Genomic DNA, 22,015 nt, shown 5'->3' on the forward strand with positions numbered 1-22,015 from the left:
TTCCGGCTTTTCCTCCGGCTCCTGTTCCATTGCCAGCCCTAACCCATCTGCCAGCTCATATTCGATGACAGACGCCGGCTCTTCCGCAGCAGGGAATTTTTTTTCAACTGCCAGCTTTTCTTGCCGGATCTTGCTGACGGCTTCCCATTTCCGTTCATCTGCCTCTCTCTTGGCGCTCCAGCTGCTTGGTGCCCTGACAGCAGGTTCCTTTGGCTTGGGTTCACTAACCGGCCCTTTCATTTCATATTCTGCTTCTTTGCTTTGTTTAGGCCTGTTAAAGGCGAAAACGGKGGAAGGCGTTTCTGTTGGCCGAAATGGCTGCCGGCTTGGTTTTATTTGCGCGTGTTTCTCTATTTTGTCCCGGGTTTTCGGTTTTACTGGTTCCTGTTCGTCAGCCAATCCTTCATCCTGTGCAGCGGGCCGCTGGCGAGGCTTGGCACTTTCCCGCTCACGGGGAGGGCTGTCGGGTATGAGCGGGAACTTAAATTGCCCTTTCGGATATTGGTATAAAACTTTGGCATCAAGTTCCTTCTTCATTTCAAGATGTTTCGGATCCCTCGGCTGCAGCGGCTTTGATACTTCCCTGCTTTTGGAATCAAGTCCGTTTTCTTCATCTCCCGAAAACATTTGGAATAGCTTTTTTATCCAACTCAACATGATCACTCTTTCTATCTTGTATCATTCCTATTTTAACAGTTATCGCCCATTTTTCGAGCCTAAATAAAAGAATAGGCCATATCTCTTATTACAGGAAATAAGAAAAAGCCCTTTTCATGGGCTTTTAATCAGTCAGTTTTCCTTTATTATGCTCTTGGGGAATTCTTTCCCAGAATGAAAATAGGCTCCAGTTCCCCCTCTTCGTAGAGAAAGGACAGCGCTGTGACCGGCACCCTGCCGCTGGCAAAAAAGCTCATCGTCATTTGCGCAAGAATATCGTAGCCTGTATCATTTTGGATATCCGCGATGATCAAAACATCCTGGTGGGGAACGGCAACGGCCATCGTGCCTGTTAATTTCCCTTTCATTCCGTTCAGGATGCGGTCATTCAGGATTCGGCTTGCATCGTAGCCATCATTTGAATTCAAAAAGTAAAACACATTGCCGGCCACTTCATCGGTTTTAAAATCCGCCGGCAAGGATCTGAGGTTAAACAAGGCTGTTTCCCTAATTTGGCTTTCGCCCCAGCCTTCCCGTTCCATCAGTTTCCTGTCAATGAGACGATAGGTTTTCCCCATATCGAGGGCATAGTAAATTCTCGTTTCCGCAGTGTGGCTGTCAAAGAAAAACGGCACTCCCTCTTCGGCTTCGGAGGGAAAGGAAGTGGAGCGGATAACAGGGAAGATTTGGCGCTCCTGTCCTGAGAGCTGGACTTCTCCTTCCATGGCAGCCAATCCTTCTGCTATATAATAAACGGTTTCCTCAATTGCTTTTTCCTTCTGCTCCTGCCATTTGGCAATAATCCCAGGAAGCCCGACGGTAATGCCCCGTCCAGTGTGTTTGTTTTCAACGCGAAGCTGGTCCTTTTCCCGGTCATAAATGAACCTCCTGTCCGGGGATTTCAGTCTTTCCTCCAGCTCTTTTCTCATCTTTCTGCTGTCCATCTCTTACGCCAGCCCTTCAATAAACGCTTCAATCTGCTCCTGGGTCTTTCTGTCCTTGCTGACAAAGCGCCCAAGCTCGCTGCCGTCCCGATAGGCGATAAAACTAGGGATGCCAAATACATCTAGCTGTATGCACAAGTCAATGAACTGGTCCCTGTCCACATAAATAAAACTGTAATCTGCGAACTTGCTTTCTACCTCAGGCATGAATGGATCAATAAAACGGCAATCGGGGCACCAGTCGGCCGAAAATAAAAATATATGCTTTCCCGTATGTTTCAGGTTTTCAAACTGATCCATGGAATCTAGTTTTTTCATGTATGGTTCCTCCATTCTTACATAACACTTTGTTTACATTTTAAACTTGAAGCCTGAAAAAAGAAAACTAAACGGTCTGGCTTCTTCCACGTCCGCGGTAAAGAAAGGCGCCATCCCTTTGGATGGCGCTCCTTATTTTACCTTGGCCGAATTGGCGATATTCATCATGGCCGAGACATCTGATTTCAGGTTTTTGGTCTCGGTTGTCACCTTGACCCCGCCTACGCCGGTTACCACCTGATAGCTCTCTTCCGGCAGCTCTTTTATCAGCAGATAGCCAAACTTGCCGTCCTGTTCATACGTCCTGTTGACATCCCAGTCAGCATGCTGCTTCAAGGTCGATTCATAAACAACTTTGCTGTCTGCCGGCTCATGCTGGTTATAAAAGAGGATGTACGTTTTCGAACCATTTTTAAGCAAAATATTATTGGGTGTTTCGTCTTCCTTTTCAATGCCGAATGGCAGATGATAATCTATATCCTGACTGCTATGATTTGTTTCTTCCGGTTCACTGGCAAACTCCGTTCCTGCTGCTTCAATGATTTCATCCTGCTGCTCTTCGAGTGAAGCAGAGCAGGCGCCAAGCAGCATGACGGCAAGCAATATAATCCAGCGGAATCTTTTCATAAGTGTTTCCTCCTTGGGACTGTATCCTTTACTATCATACTGCTGTAATTTAGCCAGTGACAACCCTTTCAAATGAAATTTACGACAGTTTCGTCTATTTTTCGACATTTTTTCATCATTTTGACCTTTTACAAACCCTATTTGTTTACATTCCGATATTCAAACTGCCCTACCAGGAGCTTCATGACATGGGCAAACATTTCCTCCCTGTCTATCTTTCCATTTGTGAAAACCCCTACAGCTCCTTCCTTTTTACGGACATTCTGCTTTCTGGCATAGTCATCCATTACCGGGCCAAGCTCTTCTCCCGACATCAGTCTTTCGGCAATCTCACCGGGAAGCGGAATCCTTGCTCCGCCTGCAATGATGGGGCTGGAGTCTTTTGACGCAAGCGCTCCCCAGTTGCAGAGAAATAAGCCATGTTCTGTTTGCTGCACGCCGCCTTCCAGTCCAACTCCAATATGCGCCCCCGTCTCTGCCGCTGCCGAAATAGCCCGATTGACAGCGCCGCGAATGGTTTCATCGTCGGAGAACGGCTGCTCACTTACTCCCGAAGCAACAGATACTGGAATAAAGATACATTGATGCTCTTTAAATCCCTGCTGCACCGCTGAAATTTTCGCTGGGTTTTCTGATCCAATTGCTACAATCATTTTTCTTCTCCTCCGGCCAGCAAAAAGAGGCACAGGCTGCCTCTTTTTGGCTTAACTATTTTGTTTGATGGTTTCTACCGTAGTTTTATCACAGGATTTAACCAGTTTCACCAGCAGTTCCTTTGCTGCCGCATAGTCATCAACATGGACAATCGAAGCATGGGTATGGATGTAGCGGGAACAAATCCCGATCACTCCGCTTGGGACGCCTTCATTGGACATATGAACGCGGCCGGCGTCTGTCCCTCCCTGGGAAACAAAATATTGGTATGGGATATTATGGCTTTCCGCTGTATCGAGAATGAATTCCCTCATGCCGCGGTGAGTGACCATGGAACGGTCGAGTATTCTCAGGAGTGCCCCCTTACCTAATTGGCCAAATTCATTTTTGCTGCCGCTCATATCATTGGCAGGGCTTGCATCCAGCGCGAAGAAAATATCCGGGTCTATCATATTTGCTGCCGTTTGTGCACCTCTAAGCCCTACTTCCTCCTGTACTGTCGCACCAGAATAAAGGATATTTGGCAGCGTATCGTTTTGCGTTTCTTTCAGCAGTTCAATCGCCAGGCCGCATCCATATCTGTTATCCCATGCTTTCGCCAGGATTTTCTTTTCGTTGGCCATTGGTGTGAATGGGCAGACAGGGACGATTTGCTGACCCGGCCTGATGCCGATTTTCAGCGCATCCTCTCTGTCGTCGGCCCCGATATCAATCAGCATATTTTTGATTTCCATCGGCTTGTTGCGCTTCGCCTCATCGAGCAGATGTGGCGGGATGGAGCCAACTACACCGATAACAGGGCCATTATCAGTCATGATTTGCACACGCTGTGCCAGCAGGACCTGGCTCCACCAGCCCCCAAGGGTCTGGAACCGCAGCATCCCATTATCCGTGATCGAGGTGACCATAAAGCCGACTTCATCCATATGGCCCGCAACCATGATCTTCGGCCCGTCTTCATTGCCTTTTTTAACTCCGAAAATGCTGCCCAATTTATCCTGGACAATTTCATCGGAATACTGTCCCAGTTGCTCGCGCATGAACGCCCGAACCTGGTGTTCGTAGCCCGGAGCCCCAGGAAGCTCTGTCAGTGTTTTAAAGAGTGATAATGTCTGTTCATTCATATTTTTACTCCTTTTTGTTATTTAGATGCCCTAAAGATATGTATGTGCAATTTGTATTCTACAGAATATTTCCCCAATCTGCCAATCATATTCTGTTCCTGTCTGCTAGCTTTATATCCTTTGATGCCTCCTGCCATCTCTGCTATGATTATTAAAACTGGAATTTTTCTAATGATTGGAGGCACACTCATGAATTGGAAGTACTTTTTCCTCGGCATGGGTGCCGGGATTGCAGGCGCCTTTGCGGTTAAAGAAGCAGTAAAGAAGGAAAACGTGTCACCTGAACAGATCCTCGCGCAGGCCAAGGCTGTTTTCAAGAAAGATGGACCGATAAGCGGTTCATGGATTAATATGAACCCGGAGACATATTCAAAGCCGCCTTTGGAATATCGGGTTTATAAGGGTGGAATCAGCACCTTTTCAGATGGAAAAACACAGCTGTATGAATTTATAGCCGATGCCTCCACCGGAACCATTATTGAAATAAACGAATTGCAATAAATGCTTCGACAGGAAAAGCCTGCGCTTAGACGCAGGCTTTTTTAGTATATTTAAACAACGGAATTTTAATGATAGCAGAATGGAACCTTAGCGTTCCCTTGGAACAGAATTTTTAACGCTGCCTTCCTCATCGAGTTTGATGGCCCTGTAAACGGCATCATGATAAAAAGTAAACCAGGCATCCCTTTCGGCTGCGAACTTCATCCATTTCTGCTTGGCACCAATGGATGCCATCGGGTAATCGTCGTATGCCATTACCCAGAGGACATTCTGGTGCGCATGGGTCGCCATGAGGTCGGCCATATGCACCACTGTATCCTCTCCATCTTCGATAATCAGAATGGAATGTCCATTACTGTGGCCTCCTGTATGGACCATTTTGAACGGACCGTGATTCCATTCCTCCTTGAAGGTGATTACCTGTGACTGAATCGGCTCCCAGTTTTCTCTCCAGTATGTAGCTTTGGACCGGATATTGGGGTTTTTCATTTCTTCCCATTCCACCTCTGAAGTGATTATGGCCGCGTTGGGGAACACCGAAATGAATTCGCCCCCGACTTCCTTTGTCAGCCCGCAAGCATGGTCATAATGCATATGTGTCATGATCACATAATCAATATCTCCAGGGTCAAGGCCGAGCTTCCCAAGTGATTCTTCCACACAGGATTCTTCCTGGACTCCGAAATTCCTTTTTTGCTTTTCCGTCAGCTTCCCATTGCCGATTCCCGATTCAAGCAAATAATTTTTTCCGCCTGTCTGGATAAGGATAGGGTCTGTGCGCAGTTCAATTTGGTTCTTTTCATTCACTTCATACTTCCTTGACCATAGTGGCTTTGGAACCACCCCAAACATGGCCCCTCCGTCCAGGTTGGTCACACCGCCATTAAGCCAGGTAAACCTGATATTCGCCAATTCCAGCTTCTCCATAAAAGCCCTCCCCAACTATTCTGTGCCCATTTTATCACTTTTTTCTGAAAAGTTGAAATATCACGCTGATGATCTCCATGCAGGTACGAAAAAGAGCCCGCCGATGAGGCAGGCCTGGATTCTTTATTTTTTAGGGTATTGCACTTCGCACCTGTAGATGCGGTTCCCTCTGGAGGAGAACTTTTCTTCATACTCTGTCATGATATTGCCTTCAAATCCGCTGTTATGCAAATCAAGACTGACAAATTTCAATAACAGCCCATAATGGGAGAAACTCATCAGGGAGTATTCAAACAGCCCCTGGTTATCGGTTTTAAAATGAATTTCCCCTTGATCGACGAGAATTTGTTCATAAACAGACAGGAAAGATTCATAGGTCAGGCGGCGTTTTTCATGCCGCGTCTTTGGCCATGGATCCGAAAAATTCAAATAGACGCGGTCAACATCACCAGAAGCAAAGTACTTTTCCAGCTCGGCCGCGTTCACATTCATCAGCTTACAGTTCGGCAGGCCAGCCTCAATCAGCCTGTCCAGGGCGGAAACGATGACACTTTCCTGAAGCTCTATGCCAATATAATTTATGTTCGGATTCGCCTTGGCCATTTCGGTAATAAAGCGGCCTTTTCCTGTGCCGATCTCTATATGGAGCGGCTGGGCTGCCGCGAAAAGCTCATTCCAACTGCCCCGGTGCTGTTCCGGTTCATGGACGACATATTGCGGGTTTTCAAGCAGCTTGTCCTTCGCCCAAGGCTTATTTCTTAATCTCATGAAGACACCTCTGTTCAATTCATATCGTTCAAACCATATCACGGCCGCATACCCATTTTCAAGCCAAAATGCTGCATAAACAAAAAAGGAATCCACAAACTAGATGTGGGCTTCCTTTTCGTCCATATCATATGAAAGGATGATTCTATGCCACTAGACCATCATGACCAAGTCAATCTTTTAAAAGATATACTCGCCAACCAGCAGAATGACTGCTGCGGATCTGTCGCTGAATGTGAACAATTGGAACGGCTTGTAAAATCATTAATGGTGAATGCCAGCCTTGACGAAAATATCCTTCCAATTTTGCAGGAGGTTTATCAATACAGCCAGGCTGGTGCGTACTCTTCAGATTTGGACCAGCATATCCTTTCCAATCAGGACAATCTCTCGAACTGGGTTGACCAAATTGGCCAGTTTTCCTGATTCAGAGCGCTTTTTTAAGGAAATCGATCCAATTCCCCATCTCGGAGAGCCGGTTTTGGTTTTTGTGCCATTGAATGGAGGTTAGTGCCTGGACAATCACATACCATTTCATCCTGAGCTTGAGATGATCTGTCAGCTGCAGGCCATAACGTTCAAGCCATCCTTCCCAGTCTTCCCTTGGGATATAGGAATAGAGCAGCATCCCCAGGTCAATCGCAGGGTCTCCAATCATGGCGCCATCCCAATCAATTAAATACAACTGGTTGTTTTCCGCCAACAGCCAGTTGTTATGATTCACGTCGCAATGACAGACAACCATCTCCCCATATTCAATATGGCTGATTTCGTCTCCCAGAAACTTCAGGGCAGCTGCAGCGATTGGAAGCCTCCGGACTTCTTCGTCCAGTTCTTCATTTATAATATGGAGAAGCGTTTCTGGCTGAAGCGGTGTTTTGCCAAGCCGTTTCAGCATGCCAAGAAGCGGTTCCGAACGGTGGATCTTATTTAAAAGCTTGGCCACACGGTCATCATCCATATCGACGGATTTCAGCTCCCGCCCGTTCATCCACTGCTGGGCGGTAATGACATCCCCGTTTTCAAGCCTTTTTGTCCAAATCAGCTTGGGAACAATTCCTTCGGCCGACAAGACAGCAAGAAACGGAGACGAATTCCGTTTCAAGAAAAGGCGCTGTTCTTCATGCTGCGCAAAGTAGGCAGCTCCGGTAGCACCGCCTGCAGGAGTGATGTCCCAATCCTGTCCAAATAAATCTTCCAAGTTGTTCACCTTCAATTTATGTCACTATTTCAGCAAATAGTCAATTTCCCGTGCCGCATTTAAAAATTAAAAAAGACAGCTATTGATTTCTATGCCACAATAGCTATCTTTATAAATTTTATCTCCTATCAGGTTTCCGCGTCAAGCCTATCCGTCCTATTCATCGACAAATACCTATATATATCTTCCTATTTCAACAAAATCCCATTGTCATTTGGCACCTATCCATAAGGTGCAGGGCGGCAGAACAGCGGTTTTTCCATCCATCACCTGGAATGGGTGAGAGGATGCCGTTTCACTATCCACCAATATTTTCCACTCATTTTCTTCTGGCAGTTCCACCACTTTCTCTTCCCCAGATGGGTTGAACACTACGACAATGGTCTCCCACCTGCCATATTCCTGCACATCCTCCAGCACATAGCCAAGCACGGGCAATGATAAGGGAAGGAAATGCATATGCTTCTGGACAAGTGCCGCATCCGGGAGCCTGAATGCCTTATGGGATAAGCGGAGGGCAATGATCCCTCTTATATAGGAAACATTCCCGATATGCCGGTCCCTTCGCTGCCAGTCCAGCCAGTTGATCTCATCCGGGGACCGATAGCTGTTGCCTACCCCCTTCTTTGTCCGGAAGAACTCCTGCCCGCTATGGAGAAAGGGGATTCCCTGGGAGAGAAGGACCATGGAAGTGGCAAGTCGGTGGCGTTTCTCAATATGGTCTGCCTCACAGGCTTCAAGCTTATCCCAAAGGGTGTGATTGTCATGTGATTCCACATAATTCACACTTTGTGCAGGTGACATAAATAAACCGTGCTTCCGCTTACCAATCCCTATGCTCCCTGCCAGCACCTGCCTTGCGCCTTCGGCATAGCGTTCATTTCCCATTGCGTAGCCGCGGTCATAAAGGTTGAATGTGCTGCCCTTTATCGTATCACGGAACCAATCATTGAACTGCCCGATTCCAGGGAGCTTTTCCTGATTTCCGATATTCGCTTTTTCACTGTTTGGAATGGGGGTGTTCAAGTCCCATCCCTCGCCAATGATGATGATGGAGGGATCCCGCCCATCGGCCAGCCCCCGGACTTCCTGCATTGTCCTGACATCAAGGATGCCCATAAGGTCAAACCTCAGGCCATCCACCTGATACTCCTCAAGCCAGAAGGAAACAGAATCAAGAATGTATTTTCTGGCCATCAGCCGCTCGGATGCAAAATCATTTCCAACTCCCGTGCCATTGGATGGGAGCCCAAATTCATCATGCCGGAAAAAGTATCCTGGCACAAGCTGTTCAAAGGAGGACGTCTCCCGGATATACACATGGTTATAAACAACATCCATGATTACCCGCATGCCTTGCGAATGCACCGCAGAAATGAGCTGCTTCAGCTCGCTGATCCTTTTATATGGGTCATTTGGGTTGGTGGAAAAGCTGCCTTCCGGAACATTAAAATGGATAGGATTATAGCCCCAATTGTACTTGTCGAAGGGGTTCAATTCATCTACCCCTTCAAAATCATGAAAAGGAAGAAATTCAATATGCGTGATTCCCAGACTCTTGATATATGAAAGCCCGGTAGGCTCTCCCGAAGAACTGCGGGAGCCAATTTGGGCAGCTCCGCAATAAGTCCCCTTATCCTGAATGCCGCTGGCAGGATGCATCGTCAAATCACGGATATGCGTTTCATAAATGACTGCATCACAAGGATGGGTGAATTCCGGGAGTTCCGCTTTTGGCAATCTTGTTTTGGCAAGGTCCACAACAATGCCATGCTCCCCATTTGCACTTGCCCCCTTCGCATAAGGGTCGACTGCTTCCCGCCATTCCAGATTAATACAGGCCAGGTAACTATAAAGGGCGCCCTCAGCAGTCCCGTTTACCTCTGCACACCAGACCCCTTTATCAAGCCTTGTCATCTTTCTGTATTCCGGTTCACCAGCACCAGGACGCTTCAATTTAAGTTTTACCTGGGATGCAGTCGGCGCCCAAACCTTAAAGACGGCTTTATCCTCCAGCAAGGTGACACCCAGGTCGCCACCGTCATAATAAAAAGCTTCGTCAAATTCCTTAGTCCGGATGACGGCGCCTATCTGCAGGTCTGTTTCGCCGCCATGTTCATCCAAAATGCCGTATGGTTTGCCGATCGAAGGTTTTACCGGGCTCGTGCAAACATACTTGACTGCATGGCCGAGCGTGATCCTGTCTTTTACTTTCAGTGCGGTACATTCATTTCCATCTTTCAAAAAAAAGGCAGATGAGGCCCCTTCCTTGTAGGAATGCGGGAGCAATATGGTGATGATTCCCACTTCATCCAGGTATGCTTCAAACGGTCGTTTAGTTGCCATGTTTTCTCATCTCCTCAGCCTGCCCTTTCTATCAATCCCTGTCCTTCTCTCAATATTTTCAGCGCCTGTTCCTGGACCTTGACCCCAAGCGGCGTAGTTCCGGCCTCTTCCCCGTCTGCATGGACGGCCACCGGCCTTTCCGTTTCAATGAAAATCTCTTTTCCCCGCAAGGAGCTTACTTCCCTGAAACGGGTATGGCCGCCCCAAAAGACGGTTATGAACACAAGCAAAAGCTTCCACCTTGCCAAATTATGAACAACGGTAATATCCAGCAAACCGTCATCGGGGGATGCATCAGGGGCAATATTCATGCCCCCTCCATAGTATTTCTGGTTTGAAACCGTAACGAACCACACTTTTTTATAGAAATACTGAGCGCCATCAACCGTAAGTTCCAAATCAGTCTGCTGATAGCCAATCAGTTCTTTTATCAGAATATAAATGTAAACAAGACGCCCCATTCCAAAATGGTTCAGCATTGCCTTCATTCTGGTTTGATTGGATTCCCTGGCCACGTGTGCATCAAAGCCGGCCCCCATGTTGTTGACAAAATAAATCTCCCTGCCATCCAAGGACAGCTTTCCGGCATCAATTGCATGGAAGTCCTCCGGCCGATGGTTCCTCAGCGCCAGCCCAAGCGCTTCCATGGGGGAGCCAGGTATGGCATATCCCMGTGAAAAGTCGTTCCCGGACCCTCCAGGAATGAATCCCAGGCAGAGATGGGGGTGGCGTGCTGCTCCATTCGCTGCCTCGTGTATGGTCCCGTCTCCTCCGACAGCTATAAGCAGAACGGGATTGTTTCCCGCATTCCGGCCAATGCTGTCAGCCAAATCGGCCGCATGGCCGCTGTACTCGGTGAAAAAGGCATGATAAGCAATCTTTTGCTTCGTCATTTCCTTTTCAAGCTTTTCCCATACTGTCTGGCAGTGTCCGTTTTTCGCCTGGAGGTTTACAATAAAATACAACCGCTCCATATATTCCCGCCCTATCCTATATAAACGTTCTTTTAATACTATGCCGTTTCCCGCAAATTTATCTGCCTGTGAGCGGAAAGGCTTTCATCTCTTCGTATTTTGGTTCTTTCCCCAAATTGGTTTTGTACAAAACAACTTTTTCTGCCTCAAACATAAGAGGACTATCAGCAAATGGATCTTTCTGTTCAAGGAGCTCTCTTGAGAAGGGAAAATCCCCGCCCCATTTCCTGGCCAGAGTAACATGCGGCTTGAAGGGCCTTGTTTCAAGCTTAAAGCCTGAGTCGGTACAGACAGAATACACATGATTCCTAACCTCCGACAGGCAGGGCTCAGGGTTGTGTCCTGCCCACAGAATCCGGGGGGAATCGCTTTTTCCGAAGACGCCAAGATGGCCGATTTCCAATGGAAAGGAACGATGCCTCCATTCTTTCTCCAGCCTCAGGATTGAATCTGACAGCTTGTCTTCCCCGGCATCCCCAAGGAAGGCCAGCGTAATATGAAGGTCATCAGGGTGCACCCAGCGATTGAAGGGCAAATTCTCCCGAAGGAAACCACATGTTCTTTCCATCTGTTTCTTTGCGTTATTTGGCAATGCCAAGGCATAAAAATAATGAGTTCCCATATCCTCATTCCTTTCAAGTCCCAATTTCATTGTAGCAAAAGCAGGTAGAGCAGGCTTAGAAATATTTGATAAGATGAAGGATTTGTCTGTATTATTAAAAGCATAACCTTTATTTTTTAATAAAATAAGGAAAGATAAAGAATAACACAACAGGAAATGAGGGAAAGCAATGAAGGCAGTAAACAACATTGCCGATTTGATTGGTCAAACGCCGATGGTCAAATTGAACAGGCTTGCACCAGAAGGGGCAGCCGTATACTTAAAGCTCGAATTCTACAATCCAAGCAGAAGCGTCAAGGACCGCGCTGCCTATAATATGATTATCGCTGCCGAAAAGGAAGGCAAGCTGAAGCCAGGGGCAACCATCATTGAGCCCACTAGCGGGAACACCGGAATTGGCCTGGCCATGAATGCGGCCGCCCGGGGCTATAAGGCCATCCTTGTCATGCCTGATACAATGACAGCCGAACGGATCAACATTTTAAAAGCCTACGGCGCGGAGGTAGTCCTGACTCCTGGTGATGAAAAGATGCCAGGTTCAATCAAAAAGGCACAGGAGCTCTTGAAGGAAATTCCGGGAAGCTATATGCCGATGCAGTTTGAGAATGAGGCCAACCCGGATGCCCATCGCCATACCACTGCCAAGGAAATTATCGAGGCCATGGAAGAATTGAACATGGAACTTGGTGCCTTTGTGGCGACCGCAGGAACAGGCGGAACGATAACCGGCACTGGCGAGGGCCTTAAAGAGAGATATCCGGATGTGCAGGTCCACGTGGTTGAGCCGGCTGGTTCCCCGGTGCTTTCGGGCGGACAGCCTGGAAGGCATAAGCTTGTTGGAACAAGCCCTGGGTTCATTCCCGAGATCCTCAACCAGGATGTGTATGAAAAAATCCATCAAATCCAGGATGAAGAGGCATATGAAATGGTCCGGAAACTTGCCCGTGAAGAAGGCATCCTGGTTGGCCCGTCTTCAGGTGCTGCCTGCTTCGCGGCCATAAGCGTTGCCAAGACACTTAAGCCGGAACAGGCTGTAGTCTGCATCATCTGCGATACAGGTGAAAGGTATCTGTCCAGCGACCTGTTCCAGTTTGAGTAAGTTAGAAAAGCGGAAGCGCCTTGCTAAGCCCCGACAAGCGCTGGAGGGCCAGCTGATGAAGTCGTTCTTTGACTTCAACAGCTGGACCGAAATAGAAAAGCGGAGCCGCCTGTTTAGGAGCGATAAGCGTAAGACAGAATCCGCAGGAAGGTGTTGTTTGCCTTCTGAAGGATTATGGCTTACGACTCGAGCTCCTAGGAGGCAAAGCCAGACAAGCGACTCGAGCTGCTCAAAGCTACGCTTCTCGCAAGATACTCGAAGAAGTTTATTCAAGGATGAAAACTGGCTAGGCGCTGGAGCTAGACAGTAGAAAAGCGGAAGCGCCCTAGCTTTTAGATAGGGCCGAATCCGAAAGATACAAAAAAGGGATTGCGGCTGCAATCCCTTTTTTTACTATCATAGGCTTCCGCATTGTTTCTCAATCTCGGCGCGGAACTTCTGTTGCAGCTTTCTTGTGACAGCTCCAGGGACGCCGTTTCCGACTATCCTGCCGTCATGCTCGATAACCGGCATGACTTCGATGGTTGTACCTGTCAAAAAGACTTCATCCGCATCTTCCAGCTCAGCCACTGAAAAGACCCTCTCCTCCACCGGGATGCCTTCCCGGCGGCAGATTTCCAGCATGACACGCCTCGAAATCCCGTTCAGGATGTAATTATTGGCCGGATGGGTAACCACGGTGCCTCCCTTGACAATCGACACATTGGAATGGCTTCCTTCCGTTACCTTCCCATCCCGATGCTGAATGGCTTCATCACACCCTGCTTCTGCCGCTTTCTGATTGGCGAGCAGGTTTCCCAGCAGATTAAGGCTTTTGATATCACAGCGAAGCCAGCGGATGTCTTCAATGAGGAGTGTTTTAACCCCTGATTGGAGTTTTTCCTCGGGACGCCCCGCTTCCCGGGTATAGGCAACAAATGTTGGCGCCGCACCAACAGGGAAGGGATGCTTCCTTGGTGCATTTCCGCGGGTGAACTGCAGATAAACGGTTCCGTATTTTACACCGTTATGGGCAATAAGTCTTTCCAGTTTCTTCTGAAGCTCTTCCCTTGCATAAGGTATTTCAATGCCGATGCTCGCAGCACTTTCGTCAAGGCGCTGCAAGTGCTCTTCAGCTGTGAACATAAGGCCATTGTAAATTCGGATCACCTCATAAATCCCGTCACCAAACTGGTAGCCACGGTCTTCAATATCGACGGCTGCAGCTTTCCGCTCGATAATTTCACCATTAAACATTACATATTCCATGATCTCATTCCTCCCTATTCTCCTGCCAGCTCGTATATGGCCTGGGCATACATCGCTGTTGCCCTCAGCAGGTCATCGATGATGATGTATTCATCCTTTTGATGGGCGATGTCAGGCCGTCCTGGAAACAACGGCCCAAATGCCACTCCCGACTTCAGGGAGCGTGCATACGTACCGCCGCCAATTGAGAGGAGTTCAGCCTTTTCACCCGTCTGCTCCTCATATACTTTTTTGAGTTTCGTGATGAGAAAGTCATCCTCTGCAACATGATGCGGACTGGAGTTTGTGAAGTTTTCCATTTCAAACCCTTCCTCCGCTGCCAAGTCCCTGATGGCAGAGATGATGGCATCGATATCCGCCGTGACTGGATAGCGCATATTTAACCCAAACGATCCGCCTGATTTTTCTTCATACCTTAATTTGCCTACATTAATGGTCAGGTCCCCTGTGATTTCATCGCTATATGCTACGCCGAGGGCCCTTCCGCGCGAATCCCCGCCCAGATACTTGGCAGCAAACCCCATGAACCTCATGGCATTGAAGTCGAGCTTAAGGCTGGCTAAAAACTCTGCCATATGGAGACCGGCATTTTTGCCATGGTCCGGCTCCATCCCATGGGCGGAAACACCCTCAAAGTCGAGGACCAGTGTTCCTTTATCCACATGGCATGATCCCCCGAGGCCATGCTGCTTTTTATAGTCTTCATAGCGCTGGATAATTTCCGTCTGGTATTTCAGCACATGCAAGGAAACCGTTGCAAAATCCGGCACCATATTGTACCTTCTTCCGGAAGTGAAGCTAAGGACTTCCACATCATGGTCTTCCTCGCCAACAGCCTGGTTTTTACAGGCAAGATCAAAGTCCGCTATCCCTTTTTCCGCGTAAATAATGGGAAAGTCGGCATCCGGAGCAAAACCCATTGCCGGCATTTCTTCATGCTTAAAATAATGCTCGACGCACCTCCAGTCGCTCTCCTCATCGGTCCCAATAATCATGCGCACCCGCCGTTTCAAAGGCAGGCCAAGCTCCTTGACAATTTTCATGGCATAGAAGGCAGCCATTGTCGGCCCTTTATCATCGATGGCGCCTCGTGCAAAAATCTTGCCGTCCCGAATTTCCGCTTCATACGGACCGCTTGTCCAGCCGTCCCCTTCCGGCACAACATCCACGTGGCATAAAACCCCGACAATTTCCCGGCCTTCGCCAAATTCAAGGTGGCCTGCCAAATTGCCGACATTCCTGGCAGCGAAACCTTCCTTTTCACCGAGGCGGAGCATATAGTCCAACGCTTCCTTTACACCTGGTCCCAGGGGGGCATCTTCGGTCGCCTTCTCTTCATCTAGAACACTTTTTATTTTTAAAAACTCCTGTGTTTGCTGGATTAATTTGCTCTTTCTTTTTTCAACTTCTTCGAACCATTGAATTGTTCCCATGATGATTCCTCCATTACCGCAATTTATCTGGTCCTGTTCATTTCCAAACTATTTTACCTTATCTTACTCTTCTCCCGCACATTTTCAAACTGTTTTCCCTTACGATGCAAAAATTAATAGGCCGCCCTTTTCGCGGTGTTGCTGGAAATAATAAGGACTGTTAAGATGATTTTTCTTTTGTTACAATTTCATTTATTTATTCCAAATCTTCAATCTTTAATCATATTATGCCAGTATGCTGCCATATGGATAAATAACAGGAAAAAGAAGGGAGGAATCCGAACATTCTAATGGATGACAAGGTTAATATTTTGTAAATTTAGTTAATAATATGGTATTTTATCTTTATAAAGGGTAAAATAGTTCAAAAGGGGGCCTCCTGTCCTACAAGAACCTGTAAAGGGGTTGTCTGGAAAGAAGAAAACTACATAAGTCGAGGACTCACCAATGAACTGTCAATCGCAGGAATTTGCCAAGGGTGTAAAAAAGGATTAGGGAGTGGTTGTTTGAAACCTTCAACTAACCGGATGATAAACCGAATCAAATCCATCTATGTGTTCATACGGAAAAATGGGACTGTAACGACACAGGACCTGGTAGAGGAATTTGGCATCACCCCCCGGACGATTCAAAGAGATTTGAATGTCCTGGCCTATAACGACTTAGTAGAAAGCCCTAGCCGTGGAAAATGGACCACGACCCAGAAAAAAGTAAAATTGACATCGTAAAATGAAGAAATGGCCCCCGCCAGATGGCGGGGGCCATTTTTTATTGTGCTTCATACTCCATCAGCTGCCGGATTTCATCCTCGTCCAACTCGCGATATTCCCCTAATTCCAGCGTTTCATCAAGCTTTAGCGGCCCCATGGTCAAGCGCTTGAGATAGACGACTCTTTTGCCTACAGCCTGAAACATCCGCTTCACCTGATGGAACTTGCCTTCGGTGATGGTGAGTTCAATATCCGAGGTCAGACCTGATTTTAAAATTTCCAGCTTCCCAGGTTTCGTTTCATAGCCATCATCGAGGACAACTCCTTTTTTAAATGCCTCGATATCTTCTTCTGTGACTTCCCCTTCAATAACAGCGAAATACGTTTTTGGCACATGCTTTTTGGGAGAAAGAAGTCGATGGGCCAGCTGGCCGTCGTTTGTGATCAGGAGCAGCCCCTCCGTATCCTTGTCCAGCCTTCCGACCGGGAAAGGTTCGTAAATAGAGTCCTCCAGCTCAAGAAGGTCGATGACTGTTTCATCACGGCTGTCTTCTGTAGCCGATATCACTCCTGGCGGCTTATTCATCATCAAATAAATGAACTCGCGGTAATTCACTTCGTCCCCATGGACAGTGACCGTGTCTTTCCCAGGGGCGACATGGTGCCCAGGGTCTTTCACCACTTTTTGATTGACCTGGACAGAGCCATCTTTCAAAAGTTTCTTCACTTCTTTGCGGCTTCCATATCCCAGGTTAGCAAGCATTTTATCTATACGCAATCAGTATCACTCCAATTTATAGGCAGTAGCCCACTCACTTTTATGTTGGGCACATAGACTATTATCATGCATTAACTGTAAAACGAAGAGGAGATGAGGATGATGATCGATTATCGACAGCAAGGGCAAGGACAGTTCCTCCCAGGTGGAGGCGGATTTCCGGGCGGAGGCTTCCCAGGCGGAGGCTTCGGAGGCTTTAACCGCAGACTGGAACAGGTTGAGAGGGACCTTCAAAGGGTGGTCAGAAGACTGGACCAGCTTGACCGCAGAGTCGACCGTATTGAACGCCGCCTCGGCATCCGCACCGATTATGACTATTACTATTAAGAAAAGCGCAAGCGCCTTGTTCAGCCCCGACAAGCGCTGGAGGGCCAGCTGATGAAGTCGTTCTTTGACTTCAACAGCTGGACCGAATTAGAAAAGCGGAGCCGACTGTTTAGGAGCGACAAGCGTAAGACAGAATCCGCAGGAAGGCGTTGTTTGCCTTCTGAAGGATTATGGCTTACGACTCGAGCTCCTAGGAGGCAAAGCCAGACAAGCGACTCGAGGGGCTAGGCGCTGGAGCTAGACAGTTATCTAAGTGCAGAAATTTAGACTTGCTTACATTTAAAAAGGAAGGCCCCTGCCCCGCATTATTTGGGAACAGGGGTCTTTTTACGGCAGCCGCAGCTTCCTTTTCACCTTATCCACCTTGTCCCCGAACAGGCGGTCAATTAATCTTGACCGGAATCCCAGGTAAAAATAAATGGCAGATCCTGCAGCAGCACAGATGACAATGATGACAATCGAGCTGGCTTTAGCGGCAGGAGACAATATCTCACTGACAGCCCCGTAGACAGCGAGCGTCCCTGCCCCCATCAGAATGGTAAACAACACGATGAGCGTGGTTCTTCTCGCGACAAAGTTGAAGCGATAATTGGCAAACCTTTTGATTACGTACAGGTTGATCAAAATCGCTGCCAGATAACCAAGCGCTGTAGCATAAACGGCTCCGCTTGTTTCAAACATCTTAATCAGCGGAATGTTGAGGCACAGCTTAACGAGAAGGCCTGTCAGAAGGCTCAGGATAGTGAACCGCTGCTCATTGATTCCCTGCAGGATTGCGGCCGTCACAGTAAACAAGGCAAACAAAATCGCCACAGGAGCATAAATACGCAGAATCTCCGTCCCCAGTTCCTTATTTTCATAGAAGACCGTAAAAGCCGGTTCCGCCAGCAGCGACAACCCGACAGCCGCAGGCACAGTCAGGTACATCAGCACCTGGAAGGTTTGGTCGAGCTGCTTCCTCAAGCTTTTGCGGTCATTTTCAACGAACGCCTTGGTGATGCTCGGGACGAGCGTCAAGGAGAAAGCGGTGGCCAGGGAAACAGGAATAATCACAAGCTTATGAGTCTGGAAATTCAAAGTCGCGAAGGCTGCTGTTGCCTGGGCTCCCTGCCCAATGGACGCCATCGCCCTTTGAAAAGTGATCTGGTCGATGAATTGGAACAGCGGATTGGCGATGCCTACAAACACGAACGGTGCTGCATATAAGAGAATTTCCTTATAGATTTCTTTTAGGGAAATGTCCATGGTGCCCTTGTCAGCCTCCAGCAGTTTGTCCAGGTGCGGCTTCCGCTTGAACCAATACCACACCAGGACGGCAAGGCTGCCAATCGCCCCAATGAACGCAGCGAACGTCGCCACACTGACTGCTGACACTACACTTCCGTTCATCACGTTCAGGACAACATAAGCCCCAACCAGGACGAACGCAATCCGCACAATCTGCTCTACCACCTGTGAAACGGCAGAAGGCCCCATCGATTGGTGCCCTTGGAAAAACCCGCGGATCAGGCTCATGAACGGAACGACAATCAGCGCGAAGGATACCGCACGAATAACGGTCGTCACATCTTCGGGCCTTACATCCGAAGCGTCCGTGCTTCTGCTCAGCGTGACGTCCGCCAGCAGCGGGGCAGTCAAATACATAAACAGAAAGGACAGGATGCCGGTTGCCAGCATGACGGCAATGCCCGATTTGAACAGTTTCCTTCCGACTGCATACTCTTCAAGCGCATTGTATTTGGAAATGAACTTTGAGACGGCCAGCGGCACTCCTGCGGTTGCTATGCTGATAAAAATGGTATACGAAATATAGGAGTATGAATACAAGGCTGTTCCATCATCACCAACAATCGCATAAAACGGTATGACGTAAAACAAACCCAGTACCTTTGAAACAATGGTCCCGAGGGTTAAAATAAATGTCCCTCTCAGAAGCTTTGATGACATATAATCCCTTCCTAGCAGTGAAAAGCGCAGCGAACCTGCGGGTTACACTTTGATTAGATAAAAAACAGACTGTACCCAAGTACCCAATTTTTAATTTTACCACACTCACCCGGCTGAACTATTATCTTTCTCCATTTAATTAGTTTACCTTTCTTTATGGAACAGCGCCACTTTCATGGAAAATCACCGTTTCGTTTACCTCCATGTTGGAAATGTTTTATAATGGGAAGAGTTTTAGAATGAATGAATAGTTGGTGAAATGATGAATTATGACTGCATTGTCATTGGCGGAGGACCATCCGGCCTGATGGCGGCCATTGCTGCCGGGGAAAAAGGCGGCCGGGTGATGCTTGTTGATAAAGGAGACAAGCTTGGAAGAAAGCTTGCCATTTCCGGCGGCGGCCGCTGCAATGTAACAAACAGGCTGCCCGTCGAGGAGATCATTAAGCATATCCCAGGCAACGGACGATTTTTATACAGTGCCTTCTCGGAGTTCAACAATGAGGATATCATCGCTTTCTTTGAAAAGCTCGGTATTGAACTGAAGGAGGAAGACCACGGCCGCATGTTCCCGGTTACCAATAAGGCGCAGTCTGTCGTGGATGCGCTATTAAAAAGGCTTGATGACCTCAAAGTAGAAATTAGGGTGAATTCCCCAATCGGGGATGTCCATTATGAGAACGGCAGAGTAAAAGCCGTGGAGCTTGCGAGCGGGGAGAGCTTTGAAGCGGAAAGTGTCGTGATTGCTGTCGGAGGAAAATCGGTGCCGCATACAGGCTCCACAGGAGATGGATATGCCTGGGCGGAGAAAGCCGGCCATACCATTACCGAGCTGTTCCCAACCGAAGTTCCGCTTTTGTCGGATGAACCCTTTATCAAGTCGAAAGAGCTGCAGGGATTGTCCCTGCGCGGAGTTGGCCTTAGCGTTCTTAATCCGAAGGGAAAGCCGCTCGTTACCCACCAAATGGATATGATTTTCACCCATTTTGGCGTCAGCGGTCCAGCGGTGCTGAGATGCAGCCAATTCGTAATCAAGGCGATGAATAAGTGGAACCTCTCCCGGGTGACCATGAGCCTTGATGCCCTGCCTGATTTTAAGCAAGAACAGCTCTTCCAGGAAATCAACAAGCTGATCAAGGCCGAGCCAAAAAAGGCTGTGAAAAATGTGCTTAAAGGCTTGCTGCCTGAACGGTACCTGCTGTTTTTGCTGGAGCAGCTCGATATTGACCCGGGCACGCCTGGAGGCCAGGTATCCCAGGAAAAAATCAGGAGTTTTGCTGCAAACTGCAAGAGCTTCCAGTTCAGCGTGAATGGCTCCCAGCCGCTGGAAAAAGCTTTCGTCACCGGCGGCGGTGTCTCGGTCAAGGAGATCGAGCCCCGGACCATGGCTTCAAAAAAGATGGATGGCCTGTATTTCTGCGGCGAGATCCTTGATATCCACGGCTATACAGGCGGCTATAACATCACTTCCGCACTTGTCACCGGGAGACTGGCCGGGACAAATGCAGCGGAGTATGCCTTAAACAAAAAAAGCTGAGCCTATTGCTCAGCTTTTTCACGCTCTGTAGACGACCATTGCGCTGAAACAGTAGATTTGCTCCTCTTCTTCTTCCTCTTCTGCTATCGCCGCCACATTGTACTTGATGTCCACCAATTTGTCTTCATCCAGCTTTTTTAAAAATGTATTCATCTCTTTTTCAAGATCTTTTTCATGCTCCCGGTCGAACAGTTTTACTTGAATCATGGCTATGACTCCTTTAGGTTTTTGTCTATATTATTGCCAGGTGATTGAATTTTCAGACATCGTTTATGAGCTTGTATTTTGGGGTGCTTCTTCTTATCATTAAAATTAAGAAAGGATGTGGACCATGATATTCAAAACCCGGCAGGAGCCTCCCGAGCTAACCATTTTGAGAGTATTGAACAAACGAATGGAATTGCCAGAGGATGAAAAATTGTATTACTTTAAATTGAAAAAAGGATATGAAGGAGAACAATATTTCGATTCCCTGTTGCTTCAGTCTTTAAAAGGCGAAAGGCTCATCTTGAACGACCTGCTGTTTAAGTTTGACAACACCCTTTTTCAAATCGATTCGCTGATTATATCACAGCACACTGTTCATACATTCGAACTCAAGCACCACGAGGGCGACTATCATTTTGAGAATGACGATTTTCACTCCAGCTCCGGAAAGAAAATGAAAAATCCGGTTCATCAGCTTAACAGAAGCGAAACCCTGTTTCGGAATATGCTGAATAACCTCGGCTGCCAGCTCCCCCTTGAACCTAAACTTGTGTTTACCCATCCCGAATTCTTCCTGTATCAAGCCCCACGAGACTTGGCCATCATTTACCACCCTCAGCTCAACCGCTTTTTAAAAAAGTTCAATTCCAAGCCTTCCAAACTAAACGCGTGGCACACTAAGCTCGCTGAAAAATTAGTGGCAGCCCACATCCCAAAATCCCCCTATTCGCAGATTCCAGATTTTTCCTATGAGAAGCTAAAAAAAGGAACCACCTGCAGCTCCTGCAATTCCTTTTTTGTGGGAGATGAAGGGAAAAAGCTAGTGTGCAAGGATTGCGGATGCGAGGAGGATATCGAGTCCGCCGTGCTGCGCAGTGTGAAGGAATTTCAGGTTCTGTTCCCAGAGAGGAAGGTCACAACCGGGGTTGTGTGGGAGTGGTGCGGGGTGATTGAGTCTAGAAAAAAGATACGGAGGATTTTAATCAGCGGGTTAGTACTAAAACATCACGGAAGGTTTTCATATTTTGAATGAATTATAGTTTATCGTGACCCAAATTCCGGTTTT

At 47.8% G+C, this 22,015-nt stretch carries 23 protein-coding genes and 1 pseudogene; 7 read left to right on the top strand and 17 right to left on the bottom strand.

Annotated features, from left to right (window positions below; translation table 11 throughout):
• The 6 genes and pseudogenes from ADU22_RS23745 to ADU22_RS23770 form a co-directional block, all read right to left on the bottom strand.
• A pseudogene (locus ADU22_RS23745) lies at positions 1–654 on the bottom strand (hypothetical protein); the annotation flags it as partial.
• Between the two features lie 149 nt (positions 655–803).
• Positions 804–1,601 carry a DUF1444 domain-containing protein gene (locus ADU22_RS23750; protein ID WP_053364378.1) on the bottom strand — a complete coding sequence of 266 codons (798 nt, stop codon included), beginning with the start codon at positions 1,599–1,601 and terminating at the stop codon, positions 804–806.
• Between the two features lie 3 nt (positions 1,602–1,604).
• Positions 1,605–1,919, bottom strand: a complete 315-nt coding sequence (locus ADU22_RS23755; RefSeq protein ID WP_053364379.1) for a thioredoxin family protein — start codon at positions 1,917–1,919, stop codon at positions 1,605–1,607.
• 132 nt (positions 1,920–2,051) lie between these two features.
• Positions 2,052–2,546, bottom strand: coding sequence for a hypothetical protein (locus ADU22_RS23760; RefSeq protein ID WP_053364380.1), 495 nt, complete (start codon positions 2,544–2,546; stop codon positions 2,052–2,054).
• 137 nt (positions 2,547–2,683) lie between these two features.
• A complete protein-coding gene (locus ADU22_RS23765; RefSeq protein ID WP_053364381.1) occupies positions 2,684–3,199 on the bottom strand; it encodes a DUF84 family protein in 516 nt (171 codons plus the stop codon).
• 51 nt (positions 3,200–3,250) lie between these two features.
• Entirely contained in the window at positions 3,251–4,324 is a 1,074-nt protein-coding gene (locus tag ADU22_RS23770; RefSeq protein ID WP_053364382.1) for a M42 family metallopeptidase, read from the bottom strand.
• A 189-nt stretch (positions 4,325–4,513) separates the two neighbouring features.
• Here ADU22_RS23770 and ADU22_RS23775 point away from each other — a divergent pair, with 189 nt between their 5' ends.
• Positions 4,514–4,825 (top strand): PepSY domain-containing protein, encoded by a 312-nt coding sequence (locus ADU22_RS23775; RefSeq protein WP_046523503.1) that lies wholly within the window; start codon positions 4,514–4,516, stop codon positions 4,823–4,825.
• Positions 4,826–4,912: 87 nt separating this feature from the next.
• Here ADU22_RS23775 and ADU22_RS23780 read toward each other — a convergent pair whose 3' ends face one another.
• Positions 4,913–5,752 (bottom strand): YtnP family quorum-quenching lactonase, encoded by an 840-nt coding sequence (locus tag ADU22_RS23780; protein WP_053364383.1) that lies wholly within the window; start codon positions 5,750–5,752, stop codon positions 4,913–4,915.
• A gap of 123 nt (positions 5,753–5,875) precedes the next feature.
• Entirely contained in the window at positions 5,876–6,520 is a 645-nt protein-coding gene (gene trmB, locus ADU22_RS23785) for a tRNA (guanosine(46)-N7)-methyltransferase TrmB (RefSeq protein WP_053364729.1), read from the bottom strand.
• Between the two features lie 147 nt (positions 6,521–6,667).
• Between trmB and ADU22_RS23790 the strand changes: the two genes are divergently transcribed.
• The gene (locus tag ADU22_RS23790) at positions 6,668–6,946 is read left to right on the top strand and encodes a YtzH-like family protein (RefSeq protein ID WP_046523505.1); all 279 of its coding nucleotides are present in this window, start codon (positions 6,668–6,670) and stop codon (positions 6,944–6,946) included.
• 1 nt (position 6,947) lies between these two features.
• Here the strand turns inward: ADU22_RS23790 and ADU22_RS23795 are convergent, their stop codons facing one another.
• From ADU22_RS23795 to thpR, 4 genes are all read right to left on the bottom strand, one after another.
• Positions 6,948–7,721 (bottom strand): phosphotransferase family protein, encoded by a 774-nt coding sequence (locus tag ADU22_RS23795; RefSeq protein WP_053364384.1) that lies wholly within the window; start codon positions 7,719–7,721, stop codon positions 6,948–6,950.
• A gap of 210 nt (positions 7,722–7,931) precedes the next feature.
• Positions 7,932–10,067, bottom strand: coding sequence for a type I pullulanase (gene pulA / locus ADU22_RS23800; RefSeq protein WP_053364385.1), 2,136 nt, complete (start codon positions 10,065–10,067; stop codon positions 7,932–7,934).
• Positions 10,068–10,081: 14 nt separating this feature from the next.
• Entirely contained in the window at positions 10,082–11,041 is a 960-nt protein-coding gene (locus ADU22_RS23805) for a diacylglycerol/lipid kinase family protein (RefSeq protein ID WP_053364386.1), read from the bottom strand.
• A 58-nt stretch (positions 11,042–11,099) separates the two neighbouring features.
• Positions 11,100–11,663 carry an RNA 2',3'-cyclic phosphodiesterase gene (thpR, locus tag ADU22_RS23810; protein WP_053364387.1) on the bottom strand — a complete coding sequence of 188 codons (564 nt, stop codon included), beginning with the start codon at positions 11,661–11,663 and terminating at the stop codon, positions 11,100–11,102.
• A gap of 169 nt (positions 11,664–11,832) precedes the next feature.
• Between thpR and cysK the strand changes: the two genes are divergently transcribed.
• Positions 11,833–12,762 (top strand): cysteine synthase A, encoded by a 930-nt coding sequence (gene cysK, locus ADU22_RS23815; protein WP_053364388.1) that lies wholly within the window; start codon positions 11,833–11,835, stop codon positions 12,760–12,762.
• A 396-nt stretch (positions 12,763–13,158) separates the two neighbouring features.
• Here cysK and dat read toward each other — a convergent pair whose 3' ends face one another.
• Together dat and pepV are read right to left on the bottom strand one after the other, a co-directional pair.
• Positions 13,159–14,010 carry a D-amino-acid transaminase gene (dat, locus tag ADU22_RS23820; protein WP_053364389.1) on the bottom strand — a complete coding sequence of 284 codons (852 nt, stop codon included), beginning with the start codon at positions 14,008–14,010 and terminating at the stop codon, positions 13,159–13,161.
• A 14-nt stretch (positions 14,011–14,024) separates the two neighbouring features.
• Positions 14,025–15,443, bottom strand: a complete 1,419-nt coding sequence (gene pepV / locus ADU22_RS23825; protein ID WP_053364390.1) for a dipeptidase PepV — start codon at positions 15,441–15,443, stop codon at positions 14,025–14,027.
• Positions 15,444–15,949: 506 nt separating this feature from the next.
• Here pepV and ADU22_RS23830 point away from each other — a divergent pair.
• The gene (locus tag ADU22_RS23830) at positions 15,950–16,171 is read left to right on the top strand and encodes a DeoR family transcriptional regulator (protein WP_046523513.1); all 222 of its coding nucleotides are present in this window, start codon (positions 15,950–15,952) and stop codon (positions 16,169–16,171) included.
• Between the two features lie 40 nt (positions 16,172–16,211).
• Here ADU22_RS23830 and ADU22_RS23835 read toward each other — a convergent pair whose 3' ends face one another.
• Complete coding sequence (locus ADU22_RS23835; protein ID WP_053364391.1) at positions 16,212–16,931, bottom strand: pseudouridine synthase; 720 nt, start codon at positions 16,929–16,931, stop codon at positions 16,212–16,214.
• 102 nt (positions 16,932–17,033) lie between these two features.
• On the opposite strand from ADU22_RS23835, the gene ADU22_RS23840 reads away from it, so the two are divergent.
• Positions 17,034–17,258: a hypothetical protein gene (locus ADU22_RS23840; RefSeq protein WP_053364392.1), complete on the top strand. Its 225-nt coding sequence runs from the start codon at positions 17,034–17,036 to the stop codon at positions 17,256–17,258.
• Positions 17,259–17,585: 327 nt separating this feature from the next.
• Here ADU22_RS23840 and ADU22_RS23845 read toward each other — a convergent pair whose 3' ends face one another.
• Positions 17,586–19,205, bottom strand: coding sequence for a putative polysaccharide biosynthesis protein (locus tag ADU22_RS23845; protein ID WP_053364393.1), 1,620 nt, complete (start codon positions 19,203–19,205; stop codon positions 17,586–17,588).
• Positions 19,206–19,467: 262 nt separating this feature from the next.
• On the opposite strand from ADU22_RS23845, the gene ADU22_RS23850 reads away from it, so the two are divergent.
• A complete protein-coding gene (locus ADU22_RS23850) occupies positions 19,468–20,742 on the top strand; it encodes a BaiN/RdsA family NAD(P)/FAD-dependent oxidoreductase (protein ID WP_053364394.1) in 1,275 nt (424 codons plus the stop codon).
• A gap of 18 nt (positions 20,743–20,760) precedes the next feature.
• Here ADU22_RS23850 and ADU22_RS23855 read toward each other — a convergent pair whose 3' ends face one another.
• Positions 20,761–20,949, bottom strand: coding sequence for a sporulation protein Cse60 (locus ADU22_RS23855; protein WP_053364395.1), 189 nt, complete (start codon positions 20,947–20,949; stop codon positions 20,761–20,763).
• A gap of 124 nt (positions 20,950–21,073) precedes the next feature.
• Here ADU22_RS23855 and ADU22_RS23860 point away from each other — a divergent pair, with 124 nt between their 5' ends.
• Positions 21,074–21,982, top strand: a complete 909-nt coding sequence (locus tag ADU22_RS23860) for a nuclease-related domain-containing protein (RefSeq protein WP_053364396.1) — start codon at positions 21,074–21,076, stop codon at positions 21,980–21,982.
• Positions 21,983–22,015: the final 33 nt, after the last annotated feature.

It is taken from the genome of Bacillus sp. FJAT-27251 (assembly GCF_001273925.1).
In the GTDB taxonomy this organism is placed as follows: Bacteria; Bacillota; Bacilli; order Bacillales; family Cytobacillaceae; genus Mesobacillus_B.